Source organism: Glaciihabitans sp. dw_435, assembly GCF_018449675.1.
Classification (GTDB): domain Bacteria; phylum Actinomycetota; class Actinomycetes; order Actinomycetales; family Microbacteriaceae; genus Glaciihabitans.
In genome coordinates this window covers 359760-385125 of record NZ_JAAVUZ010000003.1, presented here as the reverse complement: position 1 = coordinate 385125, position 25366 = coordinate 359760, and the positions used below count along the sequence as shown (strand labels likewise).

The 25366-nt window shown below is 67.4% G+C and carries 23 protein-coding genes and 1 pseudogene; 3 read left to right on the top strand and 21 right to left on the bottom strand.

The window, feature by feature from the left end:
• Window positions 1–84: 84 nt before the first annotated feature.
• From HB677_RS06665 to HB677_RS06575, 19 genes are all read right to left on the bottom strand, one after another.
• Entirely contained in the window at window positions 85–1245 is a 1161-nt protein-coding gene (locus HB677_RS06665; RefSeq protein WP_213814894.1) for a flagellar hook protein FlgE, read from the bottom strand.
• A 30-nt stretch (window positions 1246–1275) separates the two neighbouring features.
• On the bottom strand, window positions 1276–1752 hold the full coding sequence (locus tag HB677_RS06660; RefSeq protein ID WP_213814893.1) for a flagellar hook assembly protein FlgD: 477 nt from the start codon (window positions 1750–1752) through the stop codon (window positions 1276–1278).
• Between the two features lie 36 nt (window positions 1753–1788).
• Entirely contained in the window at window positions 1789–3429 is a 1641-nt protein-coding gene (locus HB677_RS18800) for a flagellar hook-length control protein FliK (protein ID WP_213814892.1), read from the bottom strand.
• Window positions 3430–3433: 4 nt separating this feature from the next.
• Window positions 3434–4243 (bottom strand): C40 family peptidase, encoded by an 810-nt coding sequence (locus tag HB677_RS06650; protein ID WP_213814891.1) that lies wholly within the window; start codon window positions 4241–4243, stop codon window positions 3434–3436.
• The gene (locus tag HB677_RS06645) at window positions 4243–4677 is read right to left on the bottom strand and encodes a hypothetical protein (RefSeq protein ID WP_213814890.1); all 435 of its coding nucleotides are present in this window, start codon (window positions 4675–4677) and stop codon (window positions 4243–4245) included. Before HB677_RS06645 ends, HB677_RS06650 begins: the two co-directional genes overlap by 1 nt.
• On the bottom strand, window positions 4674–6008 hold the full coding sequence (locus tag HB677_RS06640) for a FliI/YscN family ATPase (RefSeq protein WP_374193791.1): 1335 nt from the start codon (window positions 6006–6008) through the stop codon (window positions 4674–4676). Before HB677_RS06640 ends, HB677_RS06645 begins: the two co-directional genes overlap by 4 nt.
• A gap of 5 nt (window positions 6009–6013) precedes the next feature.
• A complete protein-coding gene (locus HB677_RS06635; protein WP_213814888.1) occupies window positions 6014–6619 on the bottom strand; it encodes a FliH/SctL family protein in 606 nt (201 codons plus the stop codon).
• Entirely contained in the window at window positions 6612–7631 is a 1020-nt protein-coding gene (gene fliG, locus HB677_RS06630; protein WP_213814887.1) for a flagellar motor switch protein FliG, read from the bottom strand. Before fliG ends, HB677_RS06635 begins: the two co-directional genes overlap by 8 nt.
• Complete coding sequence (fliF, locus tag HB677_RS06625; RefSeq protein WP_213814886.1) at window positions 7628–9223, bottom strand: flagellar basal-body MS-ring/collar protein FliF; 1596 nt, start codon at window positions 9221–9223, stop codon at window positions 7628–7630. Before fliF ends, fliG begins: the two co-directional genes overlap by 4 nt.
• Complete coding sequence (fliE, locus tag HB677_RS06620; protein WP_213814885.1) at window positions 9223–9528, bottom strand: flagellar hook-basal body complex protein FliE; 306 nt, start codon at window positions 9526–9528, stop codon at window positions 9223–9225. Before fliE ends, fliF begins: the two co-directional genes overlap by 1 nt.
• Entirely contained in the window at window positions 9528–9920 is a 393-nt protein-coding gene (locus HB677_RS06615) for a flagellar basal body rod protein FlgC (RefSeq protein WP_213814884.1), read from the bottom strand. Before HB677_RS06615 ends, fliE begins: the two co-directional genes overlap by 1 nt.
• Window positions 9920–10261, bottom strand: coding sequence for a flagellar basal body rod protein FlgB (locus HB677_RS06610; protein ID WP_213814883.1), 342 nt, complete (start codon window positions 10259–10261; stop codon window positions 9920–9922). The genes HB677_RS06615 and HB677_RS06610 overlap by 1 nt, the downstream gene beginning before the upstream one ends.
• A 147-nt stretch (window positions 10262–10408) precedes the next feature.
• Entirely contained in the window at window positions 10409–10699 is a 291-nt protein-coding gene (locus HB677_RS06605; RefSeq protein ID WP_213814882.1) for a hypothetical protein, read from the bottom strand.
• A gap of 1 nt (window position 10700) precedes the next feature.
• Complete coding sequence (fliS, locus tag HB677_RS06600; RefSeq protein ID WP_213814881.1) at window positions 10701–11108, bottom strand: flagellar export chaperone FliS; 408 nt, start codon at window positions 11106–11108, stop codon at window positions 10701–10703.
• A 28-nt stretch (window positions 11109–11136) separates the two neighbouring features.
• Window positions 11137–12525, bottom strand: a complete 1389-nt coding sequence (gene fliD / locus HB677_RS18795) for a flagellar filament capping protein FliD (protein WP_213814880.1) — start codon at window positions 12523–12525, stop codon at window positions 11137–11139.
• Window positions 12526–12663: 138 nt separating this feature from the next.
• Window positions 12664–13839 (bottom strand): flagellin, encoded by a 1176-nt coding sequence (locus tag HB677_RS06590; protein WP_213814879.1) that lies wholly within the window; start codon window positions 13837–13839, stop codon window positions 12664–12666.
• Window positions 13840–13961: 122 nt separating this feature from the next.
• Window positions 13962–14759: a sigma-70 family RNA polymerase sigma factor gene (locus tag HB677_RS06585; protein WP_213814878.1), complete on the bottom strand. Its 798-nt coding sequence runs from the start codon at window positions 14757–14759 to the stop codon at window positions 13962–13964.
• A gap of 680 nt (window positions 14760–15439) precedes the next feature.
• On the bottom strand, window positions 15440–15925 hold the full coding sequence (locus HB677_RS06580) for a MarR family winged helix-turn-helix transcriptional regulator (protein WP_213814877.1): 486 nt from the start codon (window positions 15923–15925) through the stop codon (window positions 15440–15442).
• Window positions 15926–16042: 117 nt separating this feature from the next.
• Complete coding sequence (locus HB677_RS06575; protein WP_213814876.1) at window positions 16043–16435, bottom strand: PPOX class F420-dependent oxidoreductase; 393 nt, start codon at window positions 16433–16435, stop codon at window positions 16043–16045.
• Between the two features lie 164 nt (window positions 16436–16599).
• On the opposite strand from HB677_RS06575, the gene HB677_RS06570 reads away from it, so the two are divergent.
• Both HB677_RS06570 and HB677_RS06565 read left to right on the top strand, forming a co-directional pair.
• Window positions 16600–17874: an MFS transporter gene (locus HB677_RS06570; RefSeq protein ID WP_307852500.1), complete on the top strand. Its 1275-nt coding sequence runs from the start codon at window positions 16600–16602 to the stop codon at window positions 17872–17874.
• A 47-nt stretch (window positions 17875–17921) separates the two neighbouring features.
• A complete protein-coding gene (locus HB677_RS06565) occupies window positions 17922–18404 on the top strand; it encodes a glutathione peroxidase (RefSeq protein WP_213814874.1) in 483 nt (160 codons plus the stop codon).
• 157 nt (window positions 18405–18561) lie between these two features.
• On the opposite strand, the gene HB677_RS06560 is transcribed toward HB677_RS06565, so the two are convergent.
• The gene (locus HB677_RS06560) at window positions 18562–20853 is read right to left on the bottom strand and encodes a tachylectin-related carbohydrate-binding protein (protein WP_213814873.1); all 2292 of its coding nucleotides are present in this window, start codon (window positions 20851–20853) and stop codon (window positions 18562–18564) included.
• Window positions 20854–21140: 287 nt separating this feature from the next.
• Between HB677_RS06560 and HB677_RS06555 the strand changes: the two genes are divergently transcribed.
• Complete coding sequence (locus HB677_RS06555) at window positions 21141–23759, top strand: LuxR family transcriptional regulator (RefSeq protein WP_213814872.1); 2619 nt, start codon at window positions 21141–21143, stop codon at window positions 23757–23759.
• A 9-nt stretch (window positions 23760–23768) separates the two neighbouring features.
• Here the strand turns inward: HB677_RS06555 and HB677_RS06550 are convergent.
• A pseudogene (locus HB677_RS06550) lies at window positions 23769–25331 on the bottom strand (Na+/H+ antiporter).
• Window positions 25332–25366: the final 35 nt, after the last annotated feature.

Genomic DNA, 25366 nt, shown 5'->3' with positions numbered 1-25366 from the left:
CGAAAGAACTATCGGCCGCCTCCCGTGTCTGGTTAGACGGGAGGCGGCCGAGAGTTGGTGGCAATGAGCCGCTACGGCAGCGGGTTATCGCTTGAGGTTGGTCAGTTCCTGCAGGACCTCGTCAGAGGTGGTGATGATGCGGGCATTGGCCTGGAATCCCCGCTGGGCGACGATGAGGTTCGTGAACTCCTGGGAGAGGTCGACGTTCGACATCTCCAGGTATCCCACGGCGAGTCCGCCGAGGCCGGGATCTGACGGGCTGCCGAGGGTTGCCGCTCCCGACGCGGTCGTGGCGCGGTAGGTGGATCCGCCGGTCTTCTCGAGGCCGCTCGCGTTGGTGAAGGTGGCAAGGGCGATGCGGCCGAGGGCCTCGGTCGCGCCGTTGCTGAAGGCGCCGGTGATAGTTCCGTCGCTCTCGATCGTGTAGCTCTTGAGCGTTCCGGCCTCGCGCCCGTTCTGGGTGCCGACGGCCACCGTGGTGAGCTGGGCGAACCCGGTCACCTTGCTGAGGTCCAGCGTGACTCCCCCGACGGTGAGGGTGGTCGCACTGGTGAGCTTGCCGTCGGTGAAGGTCATCGCGCCGGCGACGGTCGTGCCATCCCCCGCGTTCCACCCGGTCGCGGTCTTGGTGAACGTCAGCGGAACCGTCGTGAGCGCCCCGTTGGCGTCGTAGACCTTGATGTCGCGCACCAGCACGGTGCCCGCGGCGGCATCATCGGGCAGGTTGCCCCCGATGCTCGCCGTCGTGGTCGCGACAGCCGGGCTCACGGCGTCCCGCGGGAGGGAGATGTTGGTGAGGGCTCCTCCCGCGTTGACCACGCCATTCGCGGCGGGCCACCCCTGCACGAGGCCACCGGTCGGGGTGACGAGCACACCGTTGTCGTCGAAGTCGAAGGATCCGGCACGCGTGTACAGCGTCTCGGCGCCGGACTTCACGGCGAAGAAGCCCTCGCCCGAGATGAGCATGTCGCCGGGGCGTCCGGTTGCCTGGGATGCGCCCTGTGCGAAGTTCGTGGAGATGCCGGCGACCTGCACGCCGAGACCGACCTGTGCGGGGTTGCTGCCGCCGGCGGTGTCGGTGCCCGCGTTGCCGCCCTTCAGGAGCTGGGAGAGGGTGTCCTCGAACTGCACGGCGGATGATTTGAATCCGGCGGTGTTGACGTTGGCAATGTTGTTGCCCGTCACGTCGAGCATCGTCTGGTGAGAGCGGAGTCCGGAAATGCCGGAGTAGAGAGAGCGAAGCATCGGTGACCTTTCAGTGGGGAGGTGCGGAGGTTATGCGGTGGTGGTGTCGGAGGTGTCGGAGGTGGCAGACGGTGTGGTGGGCACCGTCATCGGGGGCGTCGTCGCGATTCCCGAGATGGCGTCGAGGGCGACAGTGACGCCGCCCACGGTGACCTGGGGAACGCTGCCGGCGAACGAGACCGAGGTGGCTGTGCCGGTGATGGTGGTTCCCGTGCCGTCGATGTAGCTGACGGTCTGGCCCAGCAGCGTGGACGCCGCCGCGCGCATCTGCAGCGAAAAACTCTCGGTGCTGGTGTCGGCCATGCTGGTGAGTTTCTCCATCGTGGCCAGCTGCGTCGTCTGGGTGATCATCTCGTTCGTATTCATCGGGGAACTGGGGTCCTGGTTCTGCAGCTGCACGACCAGCAGTTTCATGAACAGCTCGCTGTCCATGTCCTGCTTGGGCGTCGCGGTCGCGGCAGCGGCGCCCAGCGCGCTGACGTCACCGGAGATAGCGGCGATTGCCATGGGTGCTCCTTCGTGTCCTGTATCGGGCGCCGGCGGCTAGGCCAGCACGTCGAGGGTGGATGAACTGCCGTCGAGCCCGCGATAGGGCGCACTCTCCCGGCTTAACTGTCGGTTTGTGGGAGTGGGACGGTTAGCGTCCGCCCGGGCACGCTCGTCCGGGGAACCCGATTGTTGCTGGTCACGGTCGGAGGCCCCGGTGTCGGGGTGGTTCTTACCCGACAGGTCGAGGCTGGCCGTCAGTCCCGCGGAAGCGACGTCCCGGCGGAGGTCGCCGAGGACCTGACGCAGCGCATCACGTCCGCCGTCGCTTGGCGCGAACAGTTCGATGCGAATGCCATCGGCGGACACGTGCGCCCGCACCGTCACGGGACCGAAATTGTCGGGGCTCACCCGAATGGTCAGGGAGTGATCGCCCGGCTTCGCACTCGCGAGAGTGAAGAGTGGCCGTGCGATCTGGGTGGCCAGCGGTAGCTGCTGCGGCGCGACCGCGGTGGCCGGGGTACTGACAGCGGGCAGGACTGGGACGGTGGATGACCCGGGTCCGGGTGTCGCGACGGCGATGGGTGCGCCCGCCAGCGCCGAGCCGGCAGCGGGCGCGGCTTCGACCGATGGCGCAGCGTCGGCAGTCACAGTGCTGCTGGCCTCGCCCGGCGATGGGGCGAGGGACGGGACCCCGCTGGGAGCCGGAGAGGAAGTGGGAGCAGGCGAAGCCGCCGGGTGCGCGGCGGAGCCGGAAGCGGGAGCCGACGACACCGGGGCAGGCGCAGGGCCCTTTTCACCCGTGCTGCCTGCGTCGGCCGGCCCGTGTGCCGGCGTCGTTGTCAGCGTCGGAGCCTGTGCGGTCCCGCTGGGCGTGGTTGATACCCGCGCCTGGGCCGCCGCGGCCGGAGAGCCCGCCGTTGTCGCGGCTGCGACTGCGGATGCTGCGGTCGTCGACGGGGCGGGAGCACCTGCGGGCGCGGACGATGCGGAAGTGTCGGGTGCCGGTGCAGCGGATGCACCGGGCGTGCCAGATGCCCCAGACACCGTTGCGCTGGTCGCGGTCGCTGAGGGTGCGGTCGGGGCTGTCGGGGAAGGTCGGCCGGCAACGGACGGGCCAGAGTCGGCGACGAGCGGTGTTCCCGCACCCGGCAGCGCCGATGCGTCGGCGCTCCGGACCGCAGCCGAAACCGCGGACGTCCGCGACGGGCCGGTGGTGGTGTCCGCAGCTGCCGCAGTCGCCGGTGCGCCGGACAGCGCGGGAACGAGAGTTACGGGAGAGGCGACGGCGGCTGACGCGACAGCGACGGGAGGTGCCGTGACGAGAGGCACCGCGGGCTGCGGGTCGGTGCTCTCACCAGGAGGCGGGGTGGCGGAGGCATCCGGCGCGGGCGGCACGGGAGCCGTGATGTCCGTCGGCTCGGGGGGGCCGGCGGTCGCTGGTGACGCCGTCGCGGGAACGGCTGCCGCGGGTGACGCCGACGCGGCGAGGGAACCCGGGAGCGAGGCATCCGCTCGGCCCGACTCGTGCTTGTGCGCGGCCGTGCCGACTCGCGACGGTGCCGTGTGCTTCTCGGTGGCTGCCAGGGCGCGAGCGAACGCGGAGTCGCCCGTTGTGTCGGGGGCGGTGACGCGGGTCGTCCCCTGCGCGGTGGAGGGGCGGGACAGGACGGGCGGCAGTGCTGTCGAGGGGGTCACGTCATCACGCCTGTCCGGAGAGGAGGGAGAGCTGGGACAGCCGGGCCGCGGCGATAATGTCCGTCAGGGTGGTCGTGCCGGTCCCACCCGCCGCGCTCGCCGAATACGACTGGATGAGCGAGGCGAGATCCCCCGCACCCGGTGCGGAGCCCCCGTTCGACAGCGACGACAGCGACGCGAGCGATGCGGTGAGCGCGGCAGAAGTACCCGTGGCGGGTGCGGACGCCACCGCGGCCGTGGCGGGTGCGGACTCGGGAGCGACGCGCCTGATGGTCTGGATGTCGGCGTCGGTCAGGTAGTTCTTCTTGAGACACACGTCGCGCCCCGGGTACGGGGCGTGGATGATCATGCCGTCGCCCGCGTAGATGACGATGTGATCGGCGTTATGGGTGATGATCAGGTCCCCGGGCTTGGCGTCCTTGAGGGAATCGACCTTTGTGCCGATGTACTGCTGCTGGCTGACAACGCGGGGTGCCTTGATGCCGACATCGGCGAGCGTCGTCTGCACGAGACCCGAGCAGTCCATACCCGACCGGTCTTCACCCCCGAAGACGTACGGCACGCCGATGTACTTCTTGGCCGCGGCAACGATGTCCGCTCCCGTGGCCTGGCCGCTGCCGGTGGCGGTGGGTGCCGCCGGGGAGGCGGCCGCGGCTCCATCGAGGGCGGTAGAAAACGCCGACGCGGACAGGGCAGCAGACGCCGTGGACGAGGTGGATGACGCGGACGTCGCCGTCGTCGTCGCGGGCGACGTGAACTGGGTGAAGGTCGCCTGAATCTCCTGGATGCGGCTCATCACGTCGGCGTACGGCATCAGCGCGCTCCCCCGGCTCTGCGCTGCCACGATCCGGACGCGATTTCGTCGAGCGCGATCTGCTCGTCGCGCAGCTCCTGTGCGATCGCCGCCTCGCGGTGCGTCTGCTCGAGCTTCGCCAGTCGCACGGTCCGGGAATGCGCCTCGGTGTACGCCGCCGTGGCGTCGTCGGCTTCCCGTGCGTGCTGCACGGCGGCGGCAGAGAGGTCGGCAAGCATGGAGGAATAGGACGCCCGCGATGCAGCGATTGCCCGCAGCGTCGTGATGTCGGCGGGCTGGCTGGAGAAACCCTCGAGCGCGCGACGCGCCCGGGCCTGCACGGCGTCGTGCTCCCGTGCGCGACCGGTCGCCCGGGCGAGGTTTCCCGCGGCTTCGTCCTCCTGCAGGCGGCGCAGACGGAAGAGACCGGCGAGCGAAAAGGGGCGAGTCGTCATTGGGGCGTTCCTCCGAGTCGGGTGGTGATATCGGTGAGCGCGGCCCACGCGTCATCCGTCGTCGTCTGTTCGTTCATCCGCTGTTGCAGGAATGCGGTGATCGCGGCGTCGTTGGCGATGGTCGCGTCCACGAGGGGGTTGCTGCCCGGCTGGTAGGCACCGACGTCGAGCAGGTCCTGCACGCGGGCGCGGGCGGCAAGCGCGCGGCGCAGGGTGGTGGCGACCTGCGCGCGCTCGGGAGGCGTGACCTTCGAGGCGAGGCGCGAAATCGAGCCGAGCGCATCGATCGACGGAAAGTGACCGGCGACGGCCAGCTTCCGGTCGAGCACGATGTGCCCATCGAGCATCGACCGCGCGGCGTCGGCGATCGGCTCGTTGTGGTCGTCACCGTCGACGAGCACCGTGTAAATACCGGTGACGGAACCGCTCTCGGCGGTCCCCGCCCGCTCTAGCAGCTGGGCGAGCACCGAAAACGTCGACGGCGGATATCCCCGGGTCGCCGGTGGCTCGCCCGCGGCGAGTCCGATCTCCCGCTGGGCCATCGCCACCCGGCTGAGCGAGTCCATCATGAGCATGACGTCGGCACCGGCGTCGCGGAAGGTCTCCGCGATCCGGGTGGCGGTGAACGCGGCCCGCAGGCGCATCATGGCCGGTTCGTCCGAGGTGGACACAACGACGACCGACCGGGCGAGACCCTCGGGGCCGAGGTCGTCCTCGAGGAACTCGCGCACCTCGCGGCCGCGCTCCCCCACCAGGGCGATCACCGATACCTGCGCCTCGGTTCCCCGCGCGATCATCGAGAGCAGCGACGACTTTCCCACGCCGGAGCCGGCAAACAGCCCGAGCCGCTGGCCCTTGCCCGCCGTGGTCAGGGTGTCGAGCACCCGCACACCGAGTTGCAGCGGTTCGGTGATGCGCGCCCGCGACATGGCCGACGGCGACGTGTTGTGGAGGGGCACGTGACGGCTGACCCGCAGGGGGCCCTTGCCGTCGATGGGACGACCGAGCCCGTCGATGACCCGGCCGAACAGCCCGCCCCCGGTGGGCACGAGCGCTGGCTTCCCCGATGACCGCGCGGGTGCCCCACTGCGGATACCGTCGGTGCGGGCCAGCGGCATGCAGCGGGCGCCGTCCGGCGTCGTCGCGACGACCTCCGCGTCGATCCTGTTCTCGTCACCGATCGTGACGAGGTCGCCCACCGCCACCGGAAGCCCGGCGATCTCGAGACCGAGGCCAATCACCGACGTGACGGCACCAACCCGTTCGGGATGCGCTGCCCGCATCGCCTCGGCAAAGTGGCCGCCGCGGGGACGGGTGGATGTCGCGGGCATGGCCGTCATCGGACGTCTCCCAGCAACTCGGCACGGGCGCGATCCAGGGCCGCACCGATGCGGGCATCGAGCAGTCCCACGGGGAATTCGGCGATGGCGTCCCCGCGGGACAGCGTCGGATCGGCGGTGAACCGCACGGGCGCAGCCGCGAGGATGTCCGCGTCGAGCAGGGACAGGTCGTCCGGATTGAGCCGAACGGCGATGACGCTCGCGGCCTCCTGGTGGTCGAGGGCGCGGGCGATGGCCGCGCGGGCGGACCCGGGAGCGTCGGCGAGGGCATGGCCGATGATCGCCTCAGCGAGGTCGATGCTCGCTGCCGCCAGTGCGTCATCGGCCTCGGCCAGTACGGGCGCGGTCCTCTGCGCGAGAGCCTCGGTTGCGGCGGTCAGCACCGCGACCGCGCGCGCCGACCGTGCCGCGGTGTGACTGATTTCTGCGGCGAGGTTGGCCTCGAGGTCCAGCAACTTCGCGCGCAACTCAGCCTCCGCGCGTCGGGTGCCCTCCGCGTACCCCGCGGCGTGTCCCCGCTGACGGGCGCCCTCCAGCTCGCGCTCGGTGTCGGGGTTGCCGATGGCCGGGAACGCCAGCGGAGCGAATCCGCCGCTAGGCAACGAGCACATCGTCGTCCCCGCGCATGACGGTGATCGTGCCGGCGGCTTCGAGCTCGCGGATCGAGCGAACGATGCCGGCGCGGGCTTCTTCGACCTGGGACATCCGTACCGATCCCATCATGCCGATCTCGTCCTCGAGGAGTTCGCGATTGCGCTCGGACAGGTTTCCACGAATGGTCTGCTGCACGGAGTCGAGGGATCCGCGCATCGCGATGGCCAGCTGGGCCAGGTCGATGCCGCGCAGCACCTGCTGCACGTCGCGGGAGTCGAGCTTGACGATGTCGGCGAAGGTCAGCAGGCGCGATCGCACTTCCTCGGCAAGGTCGGGATCGCGCTCGTCGAGGCCCTCGAGGATCGCGCGTTCGGTGACAACGCTCGAGTGATTGATGATGTCGACGAGGGGCTGCACTCCCCCGACGACCTCTGCGGTGCTGCGCGGCGACACCACTGCCGCCGCGCGCGCCTTGAGGCTCGTGGACAGGATGGTGATCGACTCGGGCGTTGCGCTCGTCATGGTGGCGATGCACTGCGCGACGTCACTGCGGAAGGCGTCGGCGAATCCGGCGAGAACCGTCGACGCCTGCACCGGCCGCAGGTGCGCAAGCACGAGGGCGACGGTTTGGGCCATCTCGCCGTCGAGCAGCGAGACGATCTGGCCGGGCTCGGCGGAGTCGAGAAACTCGAAGGATTTGCCCGCCATGGATGACTGGACGCGGCGCATCACGCCGGCGGCGCGTTCCGCCCCGAACGAGGTCTCCAGCAACCCGGTGGCGAAGTCCTGCCCGCCGCGGGCACCGATCCGGCCGAGGGTTGCCGCCTCGTGGAACTCGGTGAGGGCCCGGTCGGTGACGTCGGCATCGACCCGACGCATGCGCACGATCTCGGCGGCGATCTCCTCGGCCTCGGTGTCGGTGAACTGCTGCAGCACCGACGCGGCCTGCGCGTGCGGCAGGTTCATCAGCACCACGGCGACCTTCTGGGTGCCGGTCAGTTCGATGGGAGCGTCGCTCATGCTGTGGGCCTGTCATCCATCAGTCCGCGGAGGAAGTCCGCGGTCTTTTCGGGGTCCTGGGCAGCGAGCTTGGCGATCTCGTTGCGTCGCACGTCCATGTCCGTCGGAACCGGCGGGGTGAAATCGGCGGCGTCGAAGACGGGCATCGGCACGGTCGGGGCGGCGAGGGCGCTGACGGTGGGGACAGTCAGCAACTCGTCGAAGACGAATTCCCCGTCCTCGACGGGCTCCCTACGCTGGCGCGAGCGCCGCAGGAAGAGCACGAGCGCGAGGATGACGGGAACGAGGATCACCAGGGCGATGATTCCCGTGCGGATCAGGCCCGCCGTGCGGTCGGCGGCCTGGGCCTGTTCGGTCGCCGCGAGGGCCGCCTTCGCATCGGTGGCGGACGCGGTGGTGAACGGCAGCATGGAGACCTTCACGGTGTCCCCGCGCTTGGTCTGGATCCCGGCCGCGGCGGCCGCCAGCTGCTGGATCTCCGTGGGGTCGACGCCGCCCGCGACGGTGGAGTTGATCGCGACCGAGATGTCCTGGCGGGCGATCGCCCCGGCCGGGATCGTGCGTGTCTCTGTCACCTTGTTGACGGCATTGTTCTTGGTGGAGGACGTGTTGGCATAGTCCCCTGTGCCGTTGGTGGCACTCGGCACGGCGATGTTGTCGGGCCCGAGGACTCCGGCTCCCTGGGCGCCCGCACCCGATCCCGTGAACGATTCTTTAGTCGTGGATTCGCTCAGCGCGGGCACACCCTTGGTGGTGCCGAACGTCTCGGTCGTGACATCCGCCGACTCACTGCTCACGGTCGCGGCGACGGCCACGGTCGAGTTACCCACCCCCACGATGCGGTCGAGCATTGTTTGCACCGTGCCCTTGACGCGTGTCTCGTAGTCGGTTGCCTGGGAATCGGATGACCCGGTCGTGCCTACCCCGACGGCGGAGAGCACGCTTCCGTTCGCATCGATCACCGCGACGTTGGTGGGCGTGAGGCCCTCGATCGACGCGCTGGTGAGGTGCACGATGGCGTTCACCTGATCGCTGGTGAGCGAGACGCCGTTCTGCGTCTCGATGAAGACCGAGGCCGTCGGGTCCTTCTTCTCGGCGGCGAACACCGTCTCTTCGGGAATCGCCAGCCGCACGGAGGCGGTCTTGACGCCCTTCATGGCCATGACGGTCTTGGCGAGTTCGCCCTCGAGCGCGCGCTTGTAGGCGACTGACTGCTGGAACTCGGAGGTCGTCACTCCCATGTCGTCGAGGAGCGCATAGCCGCCCGTCGATGCCGACGGCAGGCCGGCGGCGGCGGCGGTCAGGCGTTCCTCGTAAACCTTGTCTTCGGGAACCAGCACCGTCGCGCCGCCATTGGCGAGCTCGTAGGGCACGTTGTCGCCGCGCAACTGCTCGACGATCGTGCTGGCGTCGGCTGCCGACAGCCCCGAGAACAATGGGGTGTACGACGGCTTGGTCAGCCAGGACGACAGCGCGACGATGCCGAGGATGAGCACGGCGACGCCGACGATCACCACGGTGCGCTGGGCGGTCGAAAAGCCCTGCAGGGTGGTTTGGAAGCGGCCGAAGAAGGCACGCACCGGGGCTGGCATCAGGCGGACATCCTCATGATCTCGTTGAAGGCGTCAACGCCCTTGTTGCGGACGGCGGCGACGAGTTCCAGGGTGACCTGCGCCCGAGTGGCCGCGATGGTCGCGTTGTGGATGTCGTCGAGGTCTCCCGTGACCGCCTTGATGGCGAGGGTGTTGGAGTCGCTCTGGAGCTGCTGGGCGTTGTCGACGGCGCCCGCCAGCGAGGTGGCAAATGCCGAGCCATCCGTCGTCTGTACCGCGTCCGGAGCGGAGAGGTAGCCGGTGGGCGCGACGCCCTGAACCGCCGTGATTGCGTCGAGGCTCATCAGTTGCGTCCGATCTGCAGTGCTGCTTCGTAGGAGGTCTTCGCCCGGTCGACGACGGCCGCGTTGGCCTGGTATCCGCGCTGAGCGAGGATGAGCGAGCTCATCTGTTCGGCGAGGTCGATGTCGGGGTATCGAACGTTGCCGTCCGCGTCGGCGAGGGGGTTGTCCGGCTGGTTGACGACCCGGCCGGTGGCATCCCCCAACTGAACGCCGGAGACGTAGACGCCGGAGGTGCCCTCCCCCGCCTGGGCCTGGATGTAGCGCGCCTGGAACGCGGCGTCGGACGTGCGCGTCGCCGTGTTCGCGTTGGCGATGTTGTCCGCGATGGCGTCGAGCCACTTGCGGTGCACGGTCAGGGCGGTACCGGCGATGCCGATGGCGTCGGGACTCATCAGTTGCTCCTCATCGCGCTGCGCATGCTCGTGAACTGGGCGTTCATGGCCTGGGTTGCGAACTGGAAACGCAGGACCGTCTCCACGTTCGACAGGGTCTCGGTATCGAGATTGACGTTGTTGCCCTCGAGGTTGGTGGGCTCGAGGGAGGTTGCGGTGACCGGAGCGGCGTGGCCGTCTCCCGCCTTCACGGAGGCGGCAAGGGCGTCTTCGAACGAGACGCGCTTGGCGTGGTAGTTCACGGTGTTGACGTTCGCGATGTTGTCGGCGATGGCGCGCTGGCGCGCGGCCAGCCCGTTCAGGGCGCTGGTGAGCGCCACAGACGTCACGGAATCGAGCACGGAAAACCCATTCTTCTCAGGTGAGTAAGCGACGACCGATCCGTGGCCGAGATGTAGCGAGCACTCCGTGCTCCACAGCTATCTATCGGCACCAGCGGCGGAACCGTTAGCGTCACCGGGGCTTAATCCCGACGGAGTGAAAAGAATTCAGCCCTGGACGTCGAGGTACACGGGGGCCGGCGCGGCAGAGACGCTCGGGACGGCGTGAAGCGCGGCGAGGTGGCGCGCAATGTCCAGCTGCTCCCGGCGGAGCATCCCGAGCACGTCCTGCTGCGCGGCGATGAGGTCGAGCGCACGCTGTTCCAGGTGCGCGGGGATCGGGCCGAGCGCAGAGGGGGCGTCCCATCGCCCGGTCGCCGGAGTGACGCTCGCGCGCATGTCGGCGAGGTCCTGCTCGAGCGCAGCGAGAACGTCGTCCCAGCCGTGATCGGCTGCCATATCAGGCAACGCCCCACCCCTGGCTCGCGCTGCTCTGGCCGGCAGATGCGGCCTGCACCCACGCCTGGCGCAGCGGCTCAAGATGCTGGATGCACTCCGCCGTCAGCGCCTGGTCGCGGTTGATGTTCGCGTTGATCATCGCGGTGTTGAGGTAGACGTAGAGGGCCATGAGTCCCTGCGCGCCGTCCCACTCGTCGACATTGAGCGATGACTGCAGCTCGGCAATGATCGCCTGGGCATGGATCAATTGAGTGGATGCCGCCTGCCAGCGCTCCTCGCGCTGCGCGAGCTGCGCGCGACTGAGGTCGAGCAGCAGTCGGTCGTACAGCATGGTCAGCAGCTGGGAGGGCGTCGCGCTGAGCACCGCGTTGCGGTTGTACTCCGAGATGCGGGAATTGAGCAGGCTCATGACGGTTCCTTGGATGTTCGTGGAGCGGTTACGACGACGAGGTCTGCGCGGCCAGCGATGCCAGCTGCGAGGTGAGGTAGGCGGACTGAGAGTTGAGCTTGCTCATGGAGACCTCGAGCGCGGCGTAGGTTGCCTTGAGCGTCGCTTCTCTCGTGGTCAGGCGGCGGTCCCAGGCCTCGACCTGCGACGTGTAGTCCTTGACCTGCGCCTCGGATCCGGTGATCTTCGTGGTGATCGTGCCGGTGGTCTTGTCGGACGCGGTGGCGGCTGCGGCGGCGAGCCGTGTGGTGATGGCGGCGTAGACGGCCTCGGTGCGGTCCGGGTCATCCGCCATCGCCTTCTGGAATTTTTCCTCGTCGAAGACGACGTTTCCGGTCTTGTCGAAGCTGATTCCGATTTCGGAGGGCGAGCGACCGTCGACCGGCGCGGACATCGCGGTCTGGATGCTGGAGCGCACATCGCGAATTGCCCGGTCGCTGGTGAAGGAACCGAGTGCGGTGACGTCCTTGCCCGTGTCGTCCTGGGTGGTCTCGGTGGCGGACTTCTGATCGATCAACGCAAGCGTGGTCGCAATGGCGTTGATGACGATGCGCACCGCAGCGGTGGCCTTCGTGACATCGCGCGCGACGGTGACCGTGGCCGGGTCTGTCGAGACTTTGTTGACCGTGACGTCCACGCCGGGCAGGACGGCCGTGAAGGTGTTGCTGGTCGAGGAAATGCTCTGCTCGGCGCCCGTTCCCGCCCAGAGGGTGATCGTGGCGTCCTGCGCGGCGCGGATCTTTGCGGCCCCGGTCTCGGTGCCGAGGTCGACGGCCGTGCCGGCGGTCACCTCGGCGCTCGATCCACGGTAGATGCTGAATGCACCGGCCTGCCCGGTGGTGGCGGACACGAGCTGCAGGCGGTACTGCACGGTGCCGGACGCGTCCACGCCGGACGCGACCTTGGTGGCGGTGATCCCGGCGCCGGCCGCGTTGATCGCGCTGACCACATCGTTGAGGTCGGCGGATGCCGCGGTGATTTCGTGTGCGGTGCCATCGCTTCCGACCACCGTCACCACCGGGGGTGTGGTCGGCCACGCCGTCAGGGGCGCGGTGACCTGGGTCTGTGCCTGCGCGAGCTGGGTGACGGTGATGTCGAGAGAACCTGCGCGCTCCGCGGTGGTGCTCGACACCGTCACGTTCGCGGCGGAGCTGATGGCCGAGAAGGTCTTGAGGGCGGTCGGAAGTGCGGCGGCGGTTGCGGCTTCGCCGAGGGACGCGACCTTGGTGTTGAGGGACTGCAGGTCGGTGAGCTTTGTCTGGGTCGCCGTGACCTGGTTCTTGAGGAGGTTCTGTGGAACTGCCTCCAGTGCCATGAGCTGGCTGATGAGGGCAGCGGTGTCGAGTCCGCTGGCGATGCCGTCGAGGGAGATTCCCACGGTGTGTGTCCTGCCGTCTCTGAGGTGGTCTGTGCCAGGAGAGCTAAGTGTCGTGCGGTCGGGCGGCTCGGCACCGAAGTGCTCGTGCCGGCCGACCGCACGACGTTGTCACGCGTGTCGCTGTTGCTCTGCCGCGGGTTAGCGGAGGAGCTGGAGAACGCCCTGGTTGGACTGGTTCGCCTGCGCGAGCATGGCGGTACCGGCCTGCGACAGGATGTTCGCGCGGGTGTAGTTGACCATCTCGGACGCCATGTCGGTGTCGCGGATGCGCGACTCGGCGGCGGTGAGGTTCTCCGCCGAGACGTTCAGGGTGTTGATCGTCGACTCGAAGCGGTTCTGCGCCGCACCGAGGTCGGCACGAGCGGTCGAAACCGCGGTGATCTTCGCGTCAAGCACCACGAGGGTTGCCTGTGCGTTGACCGCCGAGTCGAACTTGATTCCACCGGTGAGGGCGGTACCAGCGACGCCGCCCGCGAGACCGGCGCCCGCCGTGGCGTTGGACGCCGCGGCGAGGGTGCCACCGTTGAGTGAGCTGATGACGATGCCGTTGCCGGCTCCGTTGGCATCCTTGGTGACCGACACCGAGAAGTTCGCCGAGAAGTTGGCGTCGGCGCGCAGCTTGTCCGCGTAGCCCTCAACGCTCGTGAACGAACCGGCGGCACCGAGGTTGCCGGTGGTGATCGTCGTCGCAACGCCACCGTTGGTGGTGGTGAAGGTGGCGGCACCCGCGAGGGTTGCCACGGCGCCGATCGCGAAGCTCGTGCCCGTCGTCGCGAGGTTGCCACCGGCGAGGTCGGCAGCGATCTGCTTGACGTTGGCACCCGCGAGGCTGACCGAGATCTGGCTGCTGGCGTCACCGTCTGCACCAACCTGGAACTTCAGCGAGGACTGCGATCCATCCAGAAGCTGGATGCCGTTGAAGTTGGAGGACTCCGAGATGCGGGAGAGCTCCGACGTCAGCGCGGTTGCTTCCGTGGTGATCGCCTTACGTGAATCGGCGTTGTTCGAGTCGTTACCGGCCTGAACGGCGAGGTCACGCAGACGCTGCAGGATCGCGTGCGTCTCGGTCAGTCCACCTTCAGCGGTCTGGATGACGCTGATGCCATCCTGAGCGTTGCGGGCGGCAACCTTGAGGCCGCTGACCTGCGAACGCAGTCCCTCGGAGATTGCGAGGCCGGCCGCGTCATCAGCCGCGCGGTTGATGCGAAGTCCACTGGACAGCTTCTCCAGCGACTTGGACAGGTCGTTCTGGGTGTTGCTCAGGTTGCGGTACGAGTTGAGCGCCGCAACGTTGGTGTTGATCTGCATTCCCATGATGAATCTTCTTCCTTGATTGGGTTCCAGGCCCATCCGTGGACCAGTACTGAGAACAATCGGCAGGAAGTTCTATCGCGTTAGCGGGAAGCAGGAAAATATTTTGTGCGCTCCGCCAGCGACTACATCGCGGCTGCGGGAAAACCTGAACGCTGGGCCGACAGCAGGTTCGCAAAGTTCGCGAGGTAATTCGTCTGGCGGGCTCCGGTCGCGCTGTGACGCACGGGAGGCACGACGGTCTCCTCTTCGGCGTAGTAGTTGTTCAGACCATCGCGAAGCAGGCGAACCGCCTCCGCGCGCTGCTGCGATACCGCCGAATGCGTGACACCGAGTTCCGCCGCGACATCCCCCACCGACATGTCCTCGAAGTAAATTTTCGAGACGATCAGGTGCATGCGCTCCGGAAGGGCAGCGACAGCCGTGCGGAGGTACCGGAGTCGCTCCGCGACGAGCATCTCGTCTTCCGCCAGGGGCAGGTCGGCCGTCAGGAATTCGGCGGTCGTGCCATCCAGCGTCGACACCGTTCGCGTCGCGAAGCCAAGGCTTTCGGACGCGGTCGCGCGATCGACACCGAGCGCGCCGGCCAGTTCGTCGACCGTGGGAACCCGTCCGAGCTGCGCGGACAGGAAGTCCTGGGTGGAGAGGGTCTCTTTGATGGCCGTGCGGGTAGCTCGCTTTGCCCAGTCGTTTCCGCGCATCTCGTCTTTGAGCGCACCGATGATGCGCTCTCGCGCGTAGGCACCGAAGGGGATCCCGCGCTCGGCGTCGAATGAGTCGACGACCTTCACCAGCGCGAGAGACCCGGCCTGCGCGAGGTCGTCGCGTGAGAGATGGGTGGCGCCCGCCATCACCTTGGAGACCAGGTAGCCGACGAGTGGCAGGTTGTCGATCACCATCTGGTTGCGTTCCAACCGATTCATTTCTGTGTGCCCCCCGGCAGTCGAATTCTGGACGCTGCGGACGCGGTGGTGCTGCGGCAGAAATCGAGAAGTTACAAACGTTGCTGGTAGCGGAGCAAACCCTAGCTGCCCAATGGGTGTACCCCGATGAGGGGAACGACCAGCGGTAGCTTCTGTGCTGCTGTGAGTTACGGTAACGCACGTAGAACGGTCTGACTACTCAACTCGGCTCACAGCGCTCCCCCAGTTATGGGGGAGCGCATACTTGACTAATTCTCTGATATAAACACTACGAATTCGATACAACTCGTCACGTTTTTTGGAGATCCCGTGGGGATGTTGGGGGCTGACGGTAGCGGCAGATGGCGTGACAGAAGCGATGCCCGGCATCGATCTCGCGCTCAATTATGCTGGTCAGTCTTGGTTCTATTGTGACGTGGTCATCGCGTCATGCCGCTGGCCGAGCCCTATCACCGGTGACCGACGAGTGGAAGGAGATCGGCGAAATGTCGGCGCCGGCTACGCCTCGTGCACGAGCCGCCGGCCGTCAGTGGGTGGCGAGAAAATCTCGGCGCGAGCCACGTTCATGTTTCGGCTGTCGTGCGGCGCATCGTCCGATGGCGCCGCCGAGGCGGGGAATTTGTCCCCCGATGCGAAATGAGCCGTTCGCTAGCGACCATTTCTGCGTCGCTCGGGGCACATCAGGGACGGTCGCGCGAGCCGAACTTGTTTTCGGGATCCAGGGGAACCAGCAGCTTTGTCATGATGCGATCGAGGTCGGCGATGTCCCGGGCGTTGAGGGGATCAATCACGTTGTCGACGACGGTGGTCACGTGACCGGGTGCCGTGGCGACGACCTTGTCCCACCCCTGAGGGGTCAGGGTGGCATTGGTCGCGCGGCGGTCGTCGGGGCAGGGAGAGCGCTGGATATACCCACGCTTCTCGAGTCTGGTCGCCACGTGTGACAGGCGTGGAAGTGTCGCGTTGGTGATTGCCGCCAGAGCCGTCATGCGCAGGGTGTGCTCCGGTGCTTCCGAGAGCATCGCGAGAGTGAAATATTCGAAGTGGGTGAGTTCGGCGTCGCGCTGCAGCTGCGAATCGAGCACTCCGGGAAGCAATTCCACGACAGCAACCAACTTCTTCCAGGCCTGTAATTGATCTGGGGTGAGCCACCGGAAATCGTCCATGAAAGAAGCTTACATTAACTATTGACGCTACAACTAAAGAGCGTATTTCCGTTGTACCAACAACGGTAATGGCCTCCTGAACGAGCGGGTTCGCGCTGGCCGAGTGGGTGCGAACGACTACTGCTTGGTGGTCGTCAGGATTTCCATGACGAGGATGACCCGGTCGGCGCTGTCTGCCGGAGGCTGCTGCTCGGCGTTGCCGTAGCGCTTGCCCAGCCGAACATAGAACGCGCCGGTCGGGTCGGGCTCGACGGCGATGAGACGGCCGCGGGCTTCGAGGTAGCGGAACGGGTCATCCGGATCCATTACCGACAGGCTCATGGCCGGGTTGTGCTGCAGATTGCGGAACTTCGCCCGCTTCGTGGTGTGGGTAAAGCGCAAGACGTGGCCGTCGAACTCGAACCACATGGGGTTCACCTGCACCGTGTCATCCGGTCGTATCGTTCCCAGAGCCCCGTAGTTGGGCGCCTCGAGAAGGTGAACATAGTCCGCGGGAATCACTCCAGTCATAGCACCAAGTAAATCCCACGGGTGGCCGTCGTGGGTACTGGCGGGGAATACGACACGGTGGCATTGACTTGCATCAAGAGCCAGCGGTTCCGGCCGCCGACGATCATTCGTGCCGATCACACCGTCGTCTCAGCGCGCCAGCAACGATGACGAAGGCCAGATCAGTGAGTTCAGTGCGTGCAATCCCGACCACAACGACCGGCGATGCGGTCACTTCGTCCCGGCGCTGGGCGGGCACCGGTGGATTCGTCGTCGTTGCGCTCGCCCTGCTGGTGATCATCGCGCAGGCGGGTGCTCCGTCTCCCCTGTACCCGGTGTACCAGGCCGAGTGGAACCTCCAACCCATCGTCGTCACGAGCATCTTTGCCGTCTACGTCGTGGGGCTTCTCGTGACGCTGATCACCGTTGGCTCGCTGTCCGACCACATCGGGCGCCGTCCGGTGTTTCTCGCGGCCGCGGTGATCGCGGTCGTAGCCCTCATTGTCTTCGCCACGGCCACCAACGTGACGGAGCTGATCATCGCCCGCGCTCTGCAGGGAGCAAGCGTTGGAGCTGCCACCGGAGCGCTGGGGGCTGCCCTGATCGATCTGCAGCCCGCGGCCCGACCGCGCCTCGCCGCGGTGCTCAACGGGGTGATTCCCCCCATCGCGCTCACGGTGGGCGCCGTGAGCAGCGGGTTCCTCGTTCAGTTCGCGCCGGACCCGACGTCGACGGTGTTCCTCGTGTTTGGCATCCTCATCCTCGCCGCCGGGGTGCTTGTGCTGTTCATCGCGGAGAAGAACGAGCGTCGTCCCGGTGCGATACGGTCGCTCTCCCCCACCGTGTCGATTCCCCGCGAGGCCCGTCGCGTGTTCAGTGCTGTTGTGGGCTGCATGATCTCGAGCTGGGCCCTCGGTGGCCTCTATCTCGCCCTCGGTCCGACCATCGTGGTGTCGGTGCTGCACCTGCACAGCCACGTCGCCGGAGGCCTTGCCGTCGCCGCGCTCACCGGCGCCGGAGCGATCACCGGTCTCGCCATTCAGAAGACCGATGCGCTGAAGAGCATGATTGTGGGTGCCGTCGCCCTGATCGTGGGACCGGCACTGACCGTCGTCGCACTCGAAATGGGATCGACCTGGGGATTCTTTGCCAGCAGCCTCATCGCCGGGATTGGATTTGGTGCCGCCTTCCAGAGCGCACTGCGCCTGTTACTGGCCGTGGCTCCGGCGGAGGGCCGGGCAGGCCTGCTCTCGACGGTCTACCTCGTCAGCTACGCAGCGTTTGGTCTGCCCAGCATCATCGCGGGCCTTCTCGTCCCGAGCCTTGGCCTCATCACCGTCGTGCTCTGGTACGCGATTCTCGTCGCGGTTCTCGCCGTCATCGCTCTGGTGTTGCAGTTCGTGTTGCGTCGCACTCGCTCGGTGGAGAAAGCAGCCGATCGCCGGGAGTTTGCCCTGTAATCATCACGGGACCGTGTGGGCGCCCCCACGGTTGTACGCTCAGGCATATGACCCTCAACGACATCGCACTCACCACCATCAAGGGCGACGAGACCAGCTTCGGCGCCTACTCCGACAAGGTGATCCTCGTGGTCAACGTGGCATCCCGCTGCGGGCTCGCTCCCCAGTACGAAAAGCTCGAGCAGCTCCAGAAGACCTACGGCGACCGCGGATTCACCGTGCTGGGATTCCCCAGCAACCAGTTTCTCCAGGAGCTGAGCTCCGAAGAAAAAATTGCGGAATACTGCTCGGCGACGTGGGGCGTGACGTTCCCCATGTTCGAGAAGACCAAGGTCAACGGAAAGTCGGCGCACCCCCTCTACACCGAGCTGACAAAGACTCCGGATGCCTCCGGCAAGGCCGGCAAGGTGTCGTGGAACTTCGAGAAGTTTGTCATCACGCCGTCCGGCGAGGTGCACCGTTTCCGTCCGACGACGGAGCCCGACGCCCCCGAGATTGTCGGTCTGATCGAGTCATCCCTTCCCGCCTAGCGAGAACGGTACCGACACCAGACATCGAACCGCGCCGAGCGGACGCCTCACGCTCGGCGCGGTCGGTCACCTCGTGTGGCGAGGTGGCATCGGTGATGTGATTATCCGAGCGATCTCCCTTCGTTGACGGACCGGGTGTGGGAAAAATTGTGATGGGTCAGGTCGCGAAGACGTCCACGACGTCGGTCGTCCAGCCGTTGCCGACCTTCTGTCCGTCCCGCCAGGCGAACTCGCCCGTCTCGAAGCCGGTGTGACGGTAGAGCATGAGGTCACCAGCGTTCGGGTTACCCGCGGAGACGCGTCCGTAAATGTAGCCCGCGCCGGTGGCAAGTAGCTTGTCGAAGGTGCCCCAGCCGGTGCCGACCTTGCGGGGTCCCTGCCAGATGGGGAAGCCGTGGTCGAATCCCATGTGGCGGTACCAGAGAAGGTCGCCGCTGGGCTGTACGCCGTAGACGGTACCCTCAGGCCCTGCAACGATGCGGACAAAGCCGTTCCATCCGGAGCCGACCTCGAACGGGCCATCCCATTCGAACGTGCCGTTTCGGCGGCCGCGGTGGCGGTACCAGTGCAGGGTTCCGTCGGGGCGCAGCCCATAGATGACTCCGCCGTCACCGGCGACGATGTCGGTGAAGCCGCTCCATCCCGTGCCGACCTGCAGTGGCCCCTCCCAGTCGAACGTTCCCTGGTTGCGACCGCGGTGGAAGTACCAGTGCAGGGTGCCGTCGGACTTGAGCGCATAGATCACGCCATCCCGCCCACCGATGACCTTGCTGAAGTGCTGCCACCCGGTGCCGACCTTCTTCGGCTCCTCCCAGACGTAGTTGAGGGCATCGCGCCCCGTGTGCTGGTACCAGGTCAGTGTGCCGTCCGTGCGGATGGTGTACAGATTGGCAGCGAGCCGCCCCGCCGCCGGCCACGACCGCCCACCCCAGTGCGTGACACCGCCGAAGACGCCGCGTTCGCGGGTGTGAACAAGCAGCTCGAAATGCTGGTCCGTGTTCGTCGGCCCGAAATCCACGTGGGCGTCGACCTTGTGGGTGATGCTTGCCGGATCGATCCAGGCCCGCTTGAGGGCGCCGTCGGCGGCCTGGCGGTACCAGGAATCGGTGCCGATGCGCAGGGTCCCGCGCCATCCATCGTGGTCCATCTCCCAGGTGCCGATCGATTGTGAGCGTTGGAAGGGTCCGCTTCCCGCGCCGGTCGTCACACCCCGGGACAGCGTCACCCCGAAGGGGATGCCGTTCCACCAGCACTGGCCCGACGCGAAGTAGGGATCTGCTCCGTGCAGGTAGAGCTCGAACCGCTGGTCGCCGATGTAGCAATTGAGTCCGCGTGCCTCGTCGACGAACCATCCGGTAACGGGGAGGACCCTGCCGTCCTCCCCGAACCACGTGCCGAGCCCGATCTGCGAGTTCTCTGTCGGCAGGGATCCGCTGCCCAGAAGATCGATGAACGAGCGGATGACCAGCCGCCCGCGCCATCCGTCATGATCGATCGCCCACCGTCCCACCCAGGCCGCCGCCGTTTGCGGCACGATCGGCGCGACCGCGGTGATGTAGTAGGCCTGGCTGTTGCGGAGAAGGAAATGCGGATCGTTCTGGTACTTCATCGTTTCGAAGCCGGGAAGGGACTGCGAGTTCTTGATCATGAAGGTGCCGAAGGTGTCGTCGTAGCCGTAGATAAGGATGACGTGGCCACCGTTGTTGATGATGTCCTCGACGTCGACGACCACCTCGTAGCCGAGTTCGAGGATCTTCTTGATGTTCTCGACCGTCGCGTCGACGCTCCCGTATTTCGCGACACGGTAGGCGGCACTCCAGCGGCCGGCGAGGGGCACGTGGCGCAGGTCGAACTCGAACCAGTCGGCCTGGTCGAGAGTGCCACTGCCCGGCGTGGCCGAGAGGGCACCACCCGTCTGCGGGATGCTGTTGGCCAGTGACTGCAGTGCGCCCTGGTCGGTGTACGGAACGAGCCGGGCCTCGGGTACTCCGTAGAACGAGAGGTGGTGCACGATGTCGGCGGACCCCTGGAAGCCGATCAGCGAGTGCACCCCTCCCCCGTCGTGCTGGTTCGCCCACGCCTTCGAGAGGTGGAAGGCGTACTGCTCGGACAGTTTCACCCGCACCCCCTGCCGTGCGTACGCGGCCTCCAGCGCCGCGATTCCGGCGAACGCCCAGCAGGAGCCGCGCGAACCCTGGGAGGTGAGAAAGTTGCTCTGCCAGGGTCGGCGATCCACCCGCTTGCCCAGCCTGATGGGTGTGAGATCGATGTACTCCGCCAGCGCTGACCGCAGCACCGTCGCTGTCTGTTCGCTGAGGTCGGCAACCGCCGGGCGGTCGGGATCGACGACGCGCAGGTCGATGGCGGGTGAACGGAAGACCGGCACGCCGCGGTGGGTTTCGGCCTCGAGCGGGATCTGCGGGTGCAGCAACAGGATGTTGTCGGGCATGACTCATTCACCTCGGGAGAATTGGGCGGCACTGTCGGTCCGGGTCAGCGAACCGGGATGCCTGAACGTTATGGGTACCCCCCGAATCGGGGCCATACGTAGTCCGGCGCCGCCGCCGCCCCGGCCTGCGTAGTGCGCCGACGATTGACACGGGGAACGATCAGCGGAACGATCGGAGCCAAGGATTGAGGTATCCGCCACCCCGATCATTTCGATGCAGTTGTGATAGAGCTGGTCAGCTTCCCGGATGACGGGTCAATGACGCGGCTCTGGGGGACGGAGAGCGGATGACCCCGCGGCAGGAGTTACCCCTGGTGGGGCGGCACGAATTGCTCGCAGAAGTTCTCGACGAGTTGGGCCTTCGCCCGCGGGTATTCGGCGGTGCCGCGGGGGTCGGAAAGACCCGGCTGTTGCACGCGGTGCGGGACGCCGCGACATCCGCCGGCCTGCACTGTGAGTTCCTGGTTGCCACCGAGGCGCTGGCGACCGTGCCGCTCGGAGTATTCGTGTCGCTGCTGCCGGGCGACATTCCCCGGACGCCCGCAGACCCGTCCGACATGCTCGTGTTTGCCGCCAGCGTGATTCGTGCGGAGATCCTTCGCCGGGGAATTCGTATGCTCGCGATCGACGATGTTCATGTGCTCGATCCGGCCTCCGCGGGCCTGTTGCACCAGATCGCGCTGTCCGGGGTTGCCGTCTACGCGACCGTGCGGACCGACCGTCCGGTGCACGACGCGATAACCGCGCTGTGGAAGGGCGGGCTCAGCCAGCTGATCGAGGTACCCGTGCTGACAGCGGGCGAGAGCGGCGAGCTTGTCGCGACCGAGCTGGGCGGCGCCGTTGACCGGAGGGTCAGCACCGACGTGTTTGCACGCACGGGTGGCAATGCCCTGTTTCTCCTCGAGGTGGTGCGTGTCGGCGTCGCCACCGGTGCCATCGTGCAGCGATCGGGTGTGTGGGTGCTCGCGCGATCGCTGCCCGTTGCCCAGGGCGTGCGGGCGGCGGTGACGGCCCGGGTGCGCACCCTGCCGTCCGTGGTGCGGGCGACGGCGGAACTCGTGGCGCTTGCCGAACCGCTCGACGCGGAGCTTCTGGCCGGCATCATCCATCCGGAGGCCGTGGATGAGGCGGAGAACGAGGGGGTGGTTTCCGTCGACCGGGCCGCCGGGTCCGTGCGTCTCGCGCACCCCCTGCAGGCGGAGGCCCTGCTCGGCAGCCTCACCGAGTCCCGGCGCCGGCGGCGGTCGCGCGAGCTGGTCGACGCCATCACCGCGCGTCGGCGGGAGCGGGACTCACCGTCCGACGCCGAACGGGTGCTGCTCGCCCGCTTGCACCTGCAACTGGACGATCCGATCGACGCGACGGAACTCGTCGACCTTGCCGAGATTGTTCACACCTCCGACCCGGCGCTGTGTGACAGGTTTCTGGTCGCGGCCCTGCGGCAGGCGGGCACCGTCGCCGTTCGGCTCCGCATCGCCACCCTGCTCGCCCACCAGCAGCGGATCACCGAGGCCGAACGCGTGCTCGATTCGCTCGATCCCGCCTCGCTCGGAGGCGACGAGCGGATCAGCGTGCTCATCACGCGGGCGTTTCTCTTCGCCATGCCCGCCAATCAGCCGGCGCGAGCGTTGGAAACAGTGGATGACGCTATCGCCACGTTTGGCCGCATCCCGATCCTCCTCGCGGTGCGCTCCACGGCACTCTGGCGTCTCGGAAGGGTGACCGCCGCGGTCACCGCCAGCGTGCCCCTCGCCATGGACGAGAGTCTGCCCGCGGAGACGGCGGCGCACGCCGCCCTCACCGCGACCTCCGCGCTGATGTACGCGGGCGATGCGGAAGGATTCGAGGCGATGCGAGCCCGGCTGTCGCCGCTTGCGCTCCGCACGCGGCACGAGCTCCCCGAAGCGGAGGAGTCGGCGATCCTGAACGATCACTACGCGGCGCTCTTCCTCCGCGAGGATCTCGACGAGGCACGAACGCGCGGCGAACGGGGGTACACCCAGGCGCTCCATCGGGGAGACGATGGAGTGCGGTCGCAGCATGCCCTGCTCCTGGGGTGGAATGCTGTGCTCCGGGGCCACCTACCCGCCGGACTCGGGTACCTCGGCGAGGCGCTGGCCGCGCGCGGAATTTGGTGTTCAACGACCCTCGCCTGGACGCGCTCCCTCTACGCCCAGACGCTTGCGCTGGCGGGCGACGTGCCCGGCGCGCGAAGCATGCTGGCGACGATCCACGGCAGTATCGTCGCCCCGATCTACGACCCGGACGTGTGCCTGGCCGACGCGGCGGTGCTCGCGTCATCCGGCGACCTGCAGGAGGCCGCACGCGTGGCAACGGCTGCGGCAAACCACGCCCACACGCTGGGGCAGCACGTTGCAGCAAACGCCCTCTGGTACGCGGCCACCCGGTACGGCGATGTGTCCGCCGCCTCCCGACTCCTCGCCTTCAGCATGCCCAGCTCCGCCGTCCTCACGGCCAAGCGCGCCCACGCCTCGGCTCTCGTGCGCTCCGACCCCGTCGGCATCGAGGCCGCGGCGGAGCAACTCGCCGACCACGACTTCACCTGGTTTGCGGCGGAGGCGCAGTCGCAGGCGGTTGCGCTGTACCGGGCGTCTGGGGCTACATACCGTTCCACGGCCGCCGCGGTGCGCCTGTCCGCCATGCTGGAGTCGACGGAGGGGCTGCACAGCCCGGTGGTCGCGGCCCTTCCCCACGTCGCAACGCTGACACCCCGGGAGTTCGAGATCGCCCGGTTCGCGTCATCCGGCCTCACCGACCGCGCCATCTCGGAGTCTCTCGGCATCACGCTGCGCACCGTGCAGACCCACCTCAGCCGGGTCTACAACAAGCTCGGTGCGCGCAGCCGCAGCGAGCTGCGCGCCTGGCTGCCGGGGCAGGACCGCTGAGCGGCCTGCCTAGTCGTCGTTCTCCGGGGAGGACAGGCGCAGTTCCTCCAGATCGATGCGCGCGTTGACCCGCCGGAGGATGACGTCGTCGATGCGTCGCGCGTGCCGCAGTTCGAACAGTGCCTGGCGCTTGGCTGGGAGCAGCCCCAGCCGCAGCGCGGCCTCGTGGTCGGATTCGTCCCCGTCGCGGCGGGCGACCTGCGGGTTTCCGTCCTCCCGGTGAATCCTGTCCAGGCGCTCCTGGTATTCCTTCCGCACCGCGTCGCGGGACTCGGTGGATGCCCCGACCCGGTCTGCCACCTCGGGAAGGATCGACAGCGCGGCCCGCGTAGCCGCCTGCTCGGCCAGAAGCTCCTCGTCGAGTTCCGTCGGATCGTTGGGAAGGTTTGCCCACCGCACGATCGCCGGCATGGACAGTCCCTGCACGAGCAGGGTGATGAGGATGACGATGAACGTCACGGCGATCACCGTGTCGCGCCCCGGAAGCGGATCTCCGCTGGCCGTCTCGGTCGGCAACGCGAGCGCGGCGGCCAGCGACACCGCGCCCCGGAAGCCAGCCCAGGGCGGGAAGCGCTGGCGGAATCCCACCCGCCGGGTGCGTTACTGAGGGCGCCGGTCGAGCGCGCGGATCAGGTACGGCGTGGTGTTGATCCACGCGAGTCGCGTGAGGATGACGGCGGCCGCCGCGGCAAGTCCCAGGCCCACCGTCGTCTCCCACCCGTCGCCAAGACCCTCGGTCACGCGATGCAACTCAAGCCCGATGAGCACAAAGAGCGCCCCGTTCAGCAGGTAGGTGGCGAGCTGCCAGAAGCCGAAGCTCTGCGAGCGTTGGCTCGCCGTGATGATGCGGGGACCCAGCTGGCTGACGAAGAGCCCGCACGCCACCACGGCCACGACACCGGAGACGCCGAGCAACTCGGCCGGGAGGTAGGCGAGAAAGGGGGTCAGCACACTGAGTGTGTTGGCCCGCAGCCGGGTGGTCAGCACGTGCCGGAGGCCAATGACGGCCAGCCCGACGAGCAGTCCGATGATCACGCCAAGCCCGTACGAGGCACCGAACCGCAGCGCGGTGTTCCCGAGCGTGATGGCGTCGCCGGACACCGCGGCGGCCACCGCGACCGCGTAGAGCACGAGGGCGGTTCCGTCATTGATGAGGCTCTCGGCCCGAAGAATCGTGAGGGTGCGGCGCGGGAGACGACCCGCGACTGCTGCAACTGCCGTGGCATCCGTCGGCGCAAGAATGGCGCCGAGTGCGATGGAAATTGGCCAGGTGAGTCCAAGCGCGTGACCCACAAGGGCGACGATCGCCGCCGTGGCGAACACGAGTCCGATGGCCAGCAGGCTGATCACCCGGATGTTGGCGAGAATCTCCCGCAGGGACGTGTTGAGGGAATCCCAGTAGAGCAGGGCCGGCAGGAACAACAGGAGCACGAGTTCTGGCGGCAGCTCGACATCGCCGAGCAGCGGGATGAATCCAAGCAACGAGCCGATGACCAGCAGAACCAGGGGTGTGGCAACCTTCAGCCGCGGGGCGATGATGGCGCCCGCGAGAATGGTCGCGCCCAGGATCACGACGAGGATGAGTCCGTCCACGGTGTGCTCCTTCC

What these genes read in the sequence shown, in the direction of transcription:
- HB677_RS06665 (WP_213814894.1), bottom strand. Translation starts at nt 1,245, where the DNA reads ATGCTTCGCTCTCTCTACTCCGGCATTTCCGGACTCCGCTCTCACCAG.
- HB677_RS06660 (WP_213814893.1), bottom strand. Translation starts at nt 1,752, where the DNA reads ATGGCAATCGCCGCTATCTCCGGTGACGTCAGCGCGCTGGGCGCCGCT.
- HB677_RS06650 (WP_213814891.1), bottom strand. Translation starts at nt 4,243, where the DNA reads ATGCCGTACGCCGACGTGATGAGCCGCATCCAGGAGATTCAGGCGACC.
- HB677_RS06645 (WP_213814890.1), bottom strand. Translation starts at nt 4,677, where the DNA reads ATGACGACTCGCCCCTTTTCGCTCGCCGGTCTCTTCCGTCTGCGCCGC.
- HB677_RS06640 (WP_374193791.1), bottom strand. Translation starts at nt 6,008, where the DNA reads ATGCCCGCGACATCCACCCGTCCCCGCGGCGGCCACTTTGCCGAGGCG.
- fliG (WP_213814887.1), bottom strand. Translation starts at nt 7,631, where the DNA reads ATGAGCGACGCTCCCATCGAACTGACCGGCACCCAGAAGGTCGCCGTG.
- fliF (WP_213814886.1), bottom strand. Translation starts at nt 9,223, where the DNA reads ATGCCAGCCCCGGTGCGTGCCTTCTTCGGCCGCTTCCAAACCACCCTG.
- fliE (WP_213814885.1), bottom strand. Translation starts at nt 9,528, where the DNA reads ATGAGCCTCGACGCAATCACGGCGGTTCAGGGCGTCGCGCCCACCGGC.
- HB677_RS06615 (WP_213814884.1), bottom strand. Translation starts at nt 9,920, where the DNA reads ATGAGTCCCGACGCCATCGGCATCGCCGGTACCGCCCTGACCGTGCAC.
- HB677_RS06605 (WP_213814882.1), bottom strand. Translation starts at nt 10,699, where the DNA reads ATGGCAGCCGATCACGGCTGGGACGACGTTCTCGCTGCGCTCGAGCAG.
- fliS (WP_213814881.1), bottom strand. Translation starts at nt 11,108, where the DNA reads ATGAGCCTGCTCAATTCCCGCATCTCGGAGTACAACCGCAACGCGGTG.
- HB677_RS06590 (WP_213814879.1), bottom strand. Translation starts at nt 13,839, where the DNA reads ATGGGAATGCAGATCAACACCAACGTTGCGGCGCTCAACTCGTACCGC.
- HB677_RS06585 (WP_213814878.1), bottom strand. Translation starts at nt 14,759, where the DNA reads ATGAATCGGTTGGAACGCAACCAGATGGTGATCGACAACCTGCCACTC.
- HB677_RS06580 (WP_213814877.1), bottom strand. Translation starts at nt 15,925, where the DNA reads ATGGACGATTTCCGGTGGCTCACCCCAGATCAATTACAGGCCTGGAAG.
- HB677_RS06575 (WP_213814876.1), bottom strand. Translation starts at nt 16,435, where the DNA reads ATGACTGGAGTGATTCCCGCGGACTATGTTCACCTTCTCGAGGCGCCC.
- HB677_RS06565 (WP_213814874.1), top strand. Translation starts at nt 17,922, where the DNA reads ATGACCCTCAACGACATCGCACTCACCACCATCAAGGGCGACGAGACC.
- HB677_RS06560 (WP_213814873.1), bottom strand. Translation starts at nt 20,853, where the DNA reads ATGCCCGACAACATCCTGTTGCTGCACCCGCAGATCCCGCTCGAGGCC.
- HB677_RS06555 (WP_213814872.1), top strand. Translation starts at nt 21,141, where the DNA reads ATGACCCCGCGGCAGGAGTTACCCCTGGTGGGGCGGCACGAATTGCTC.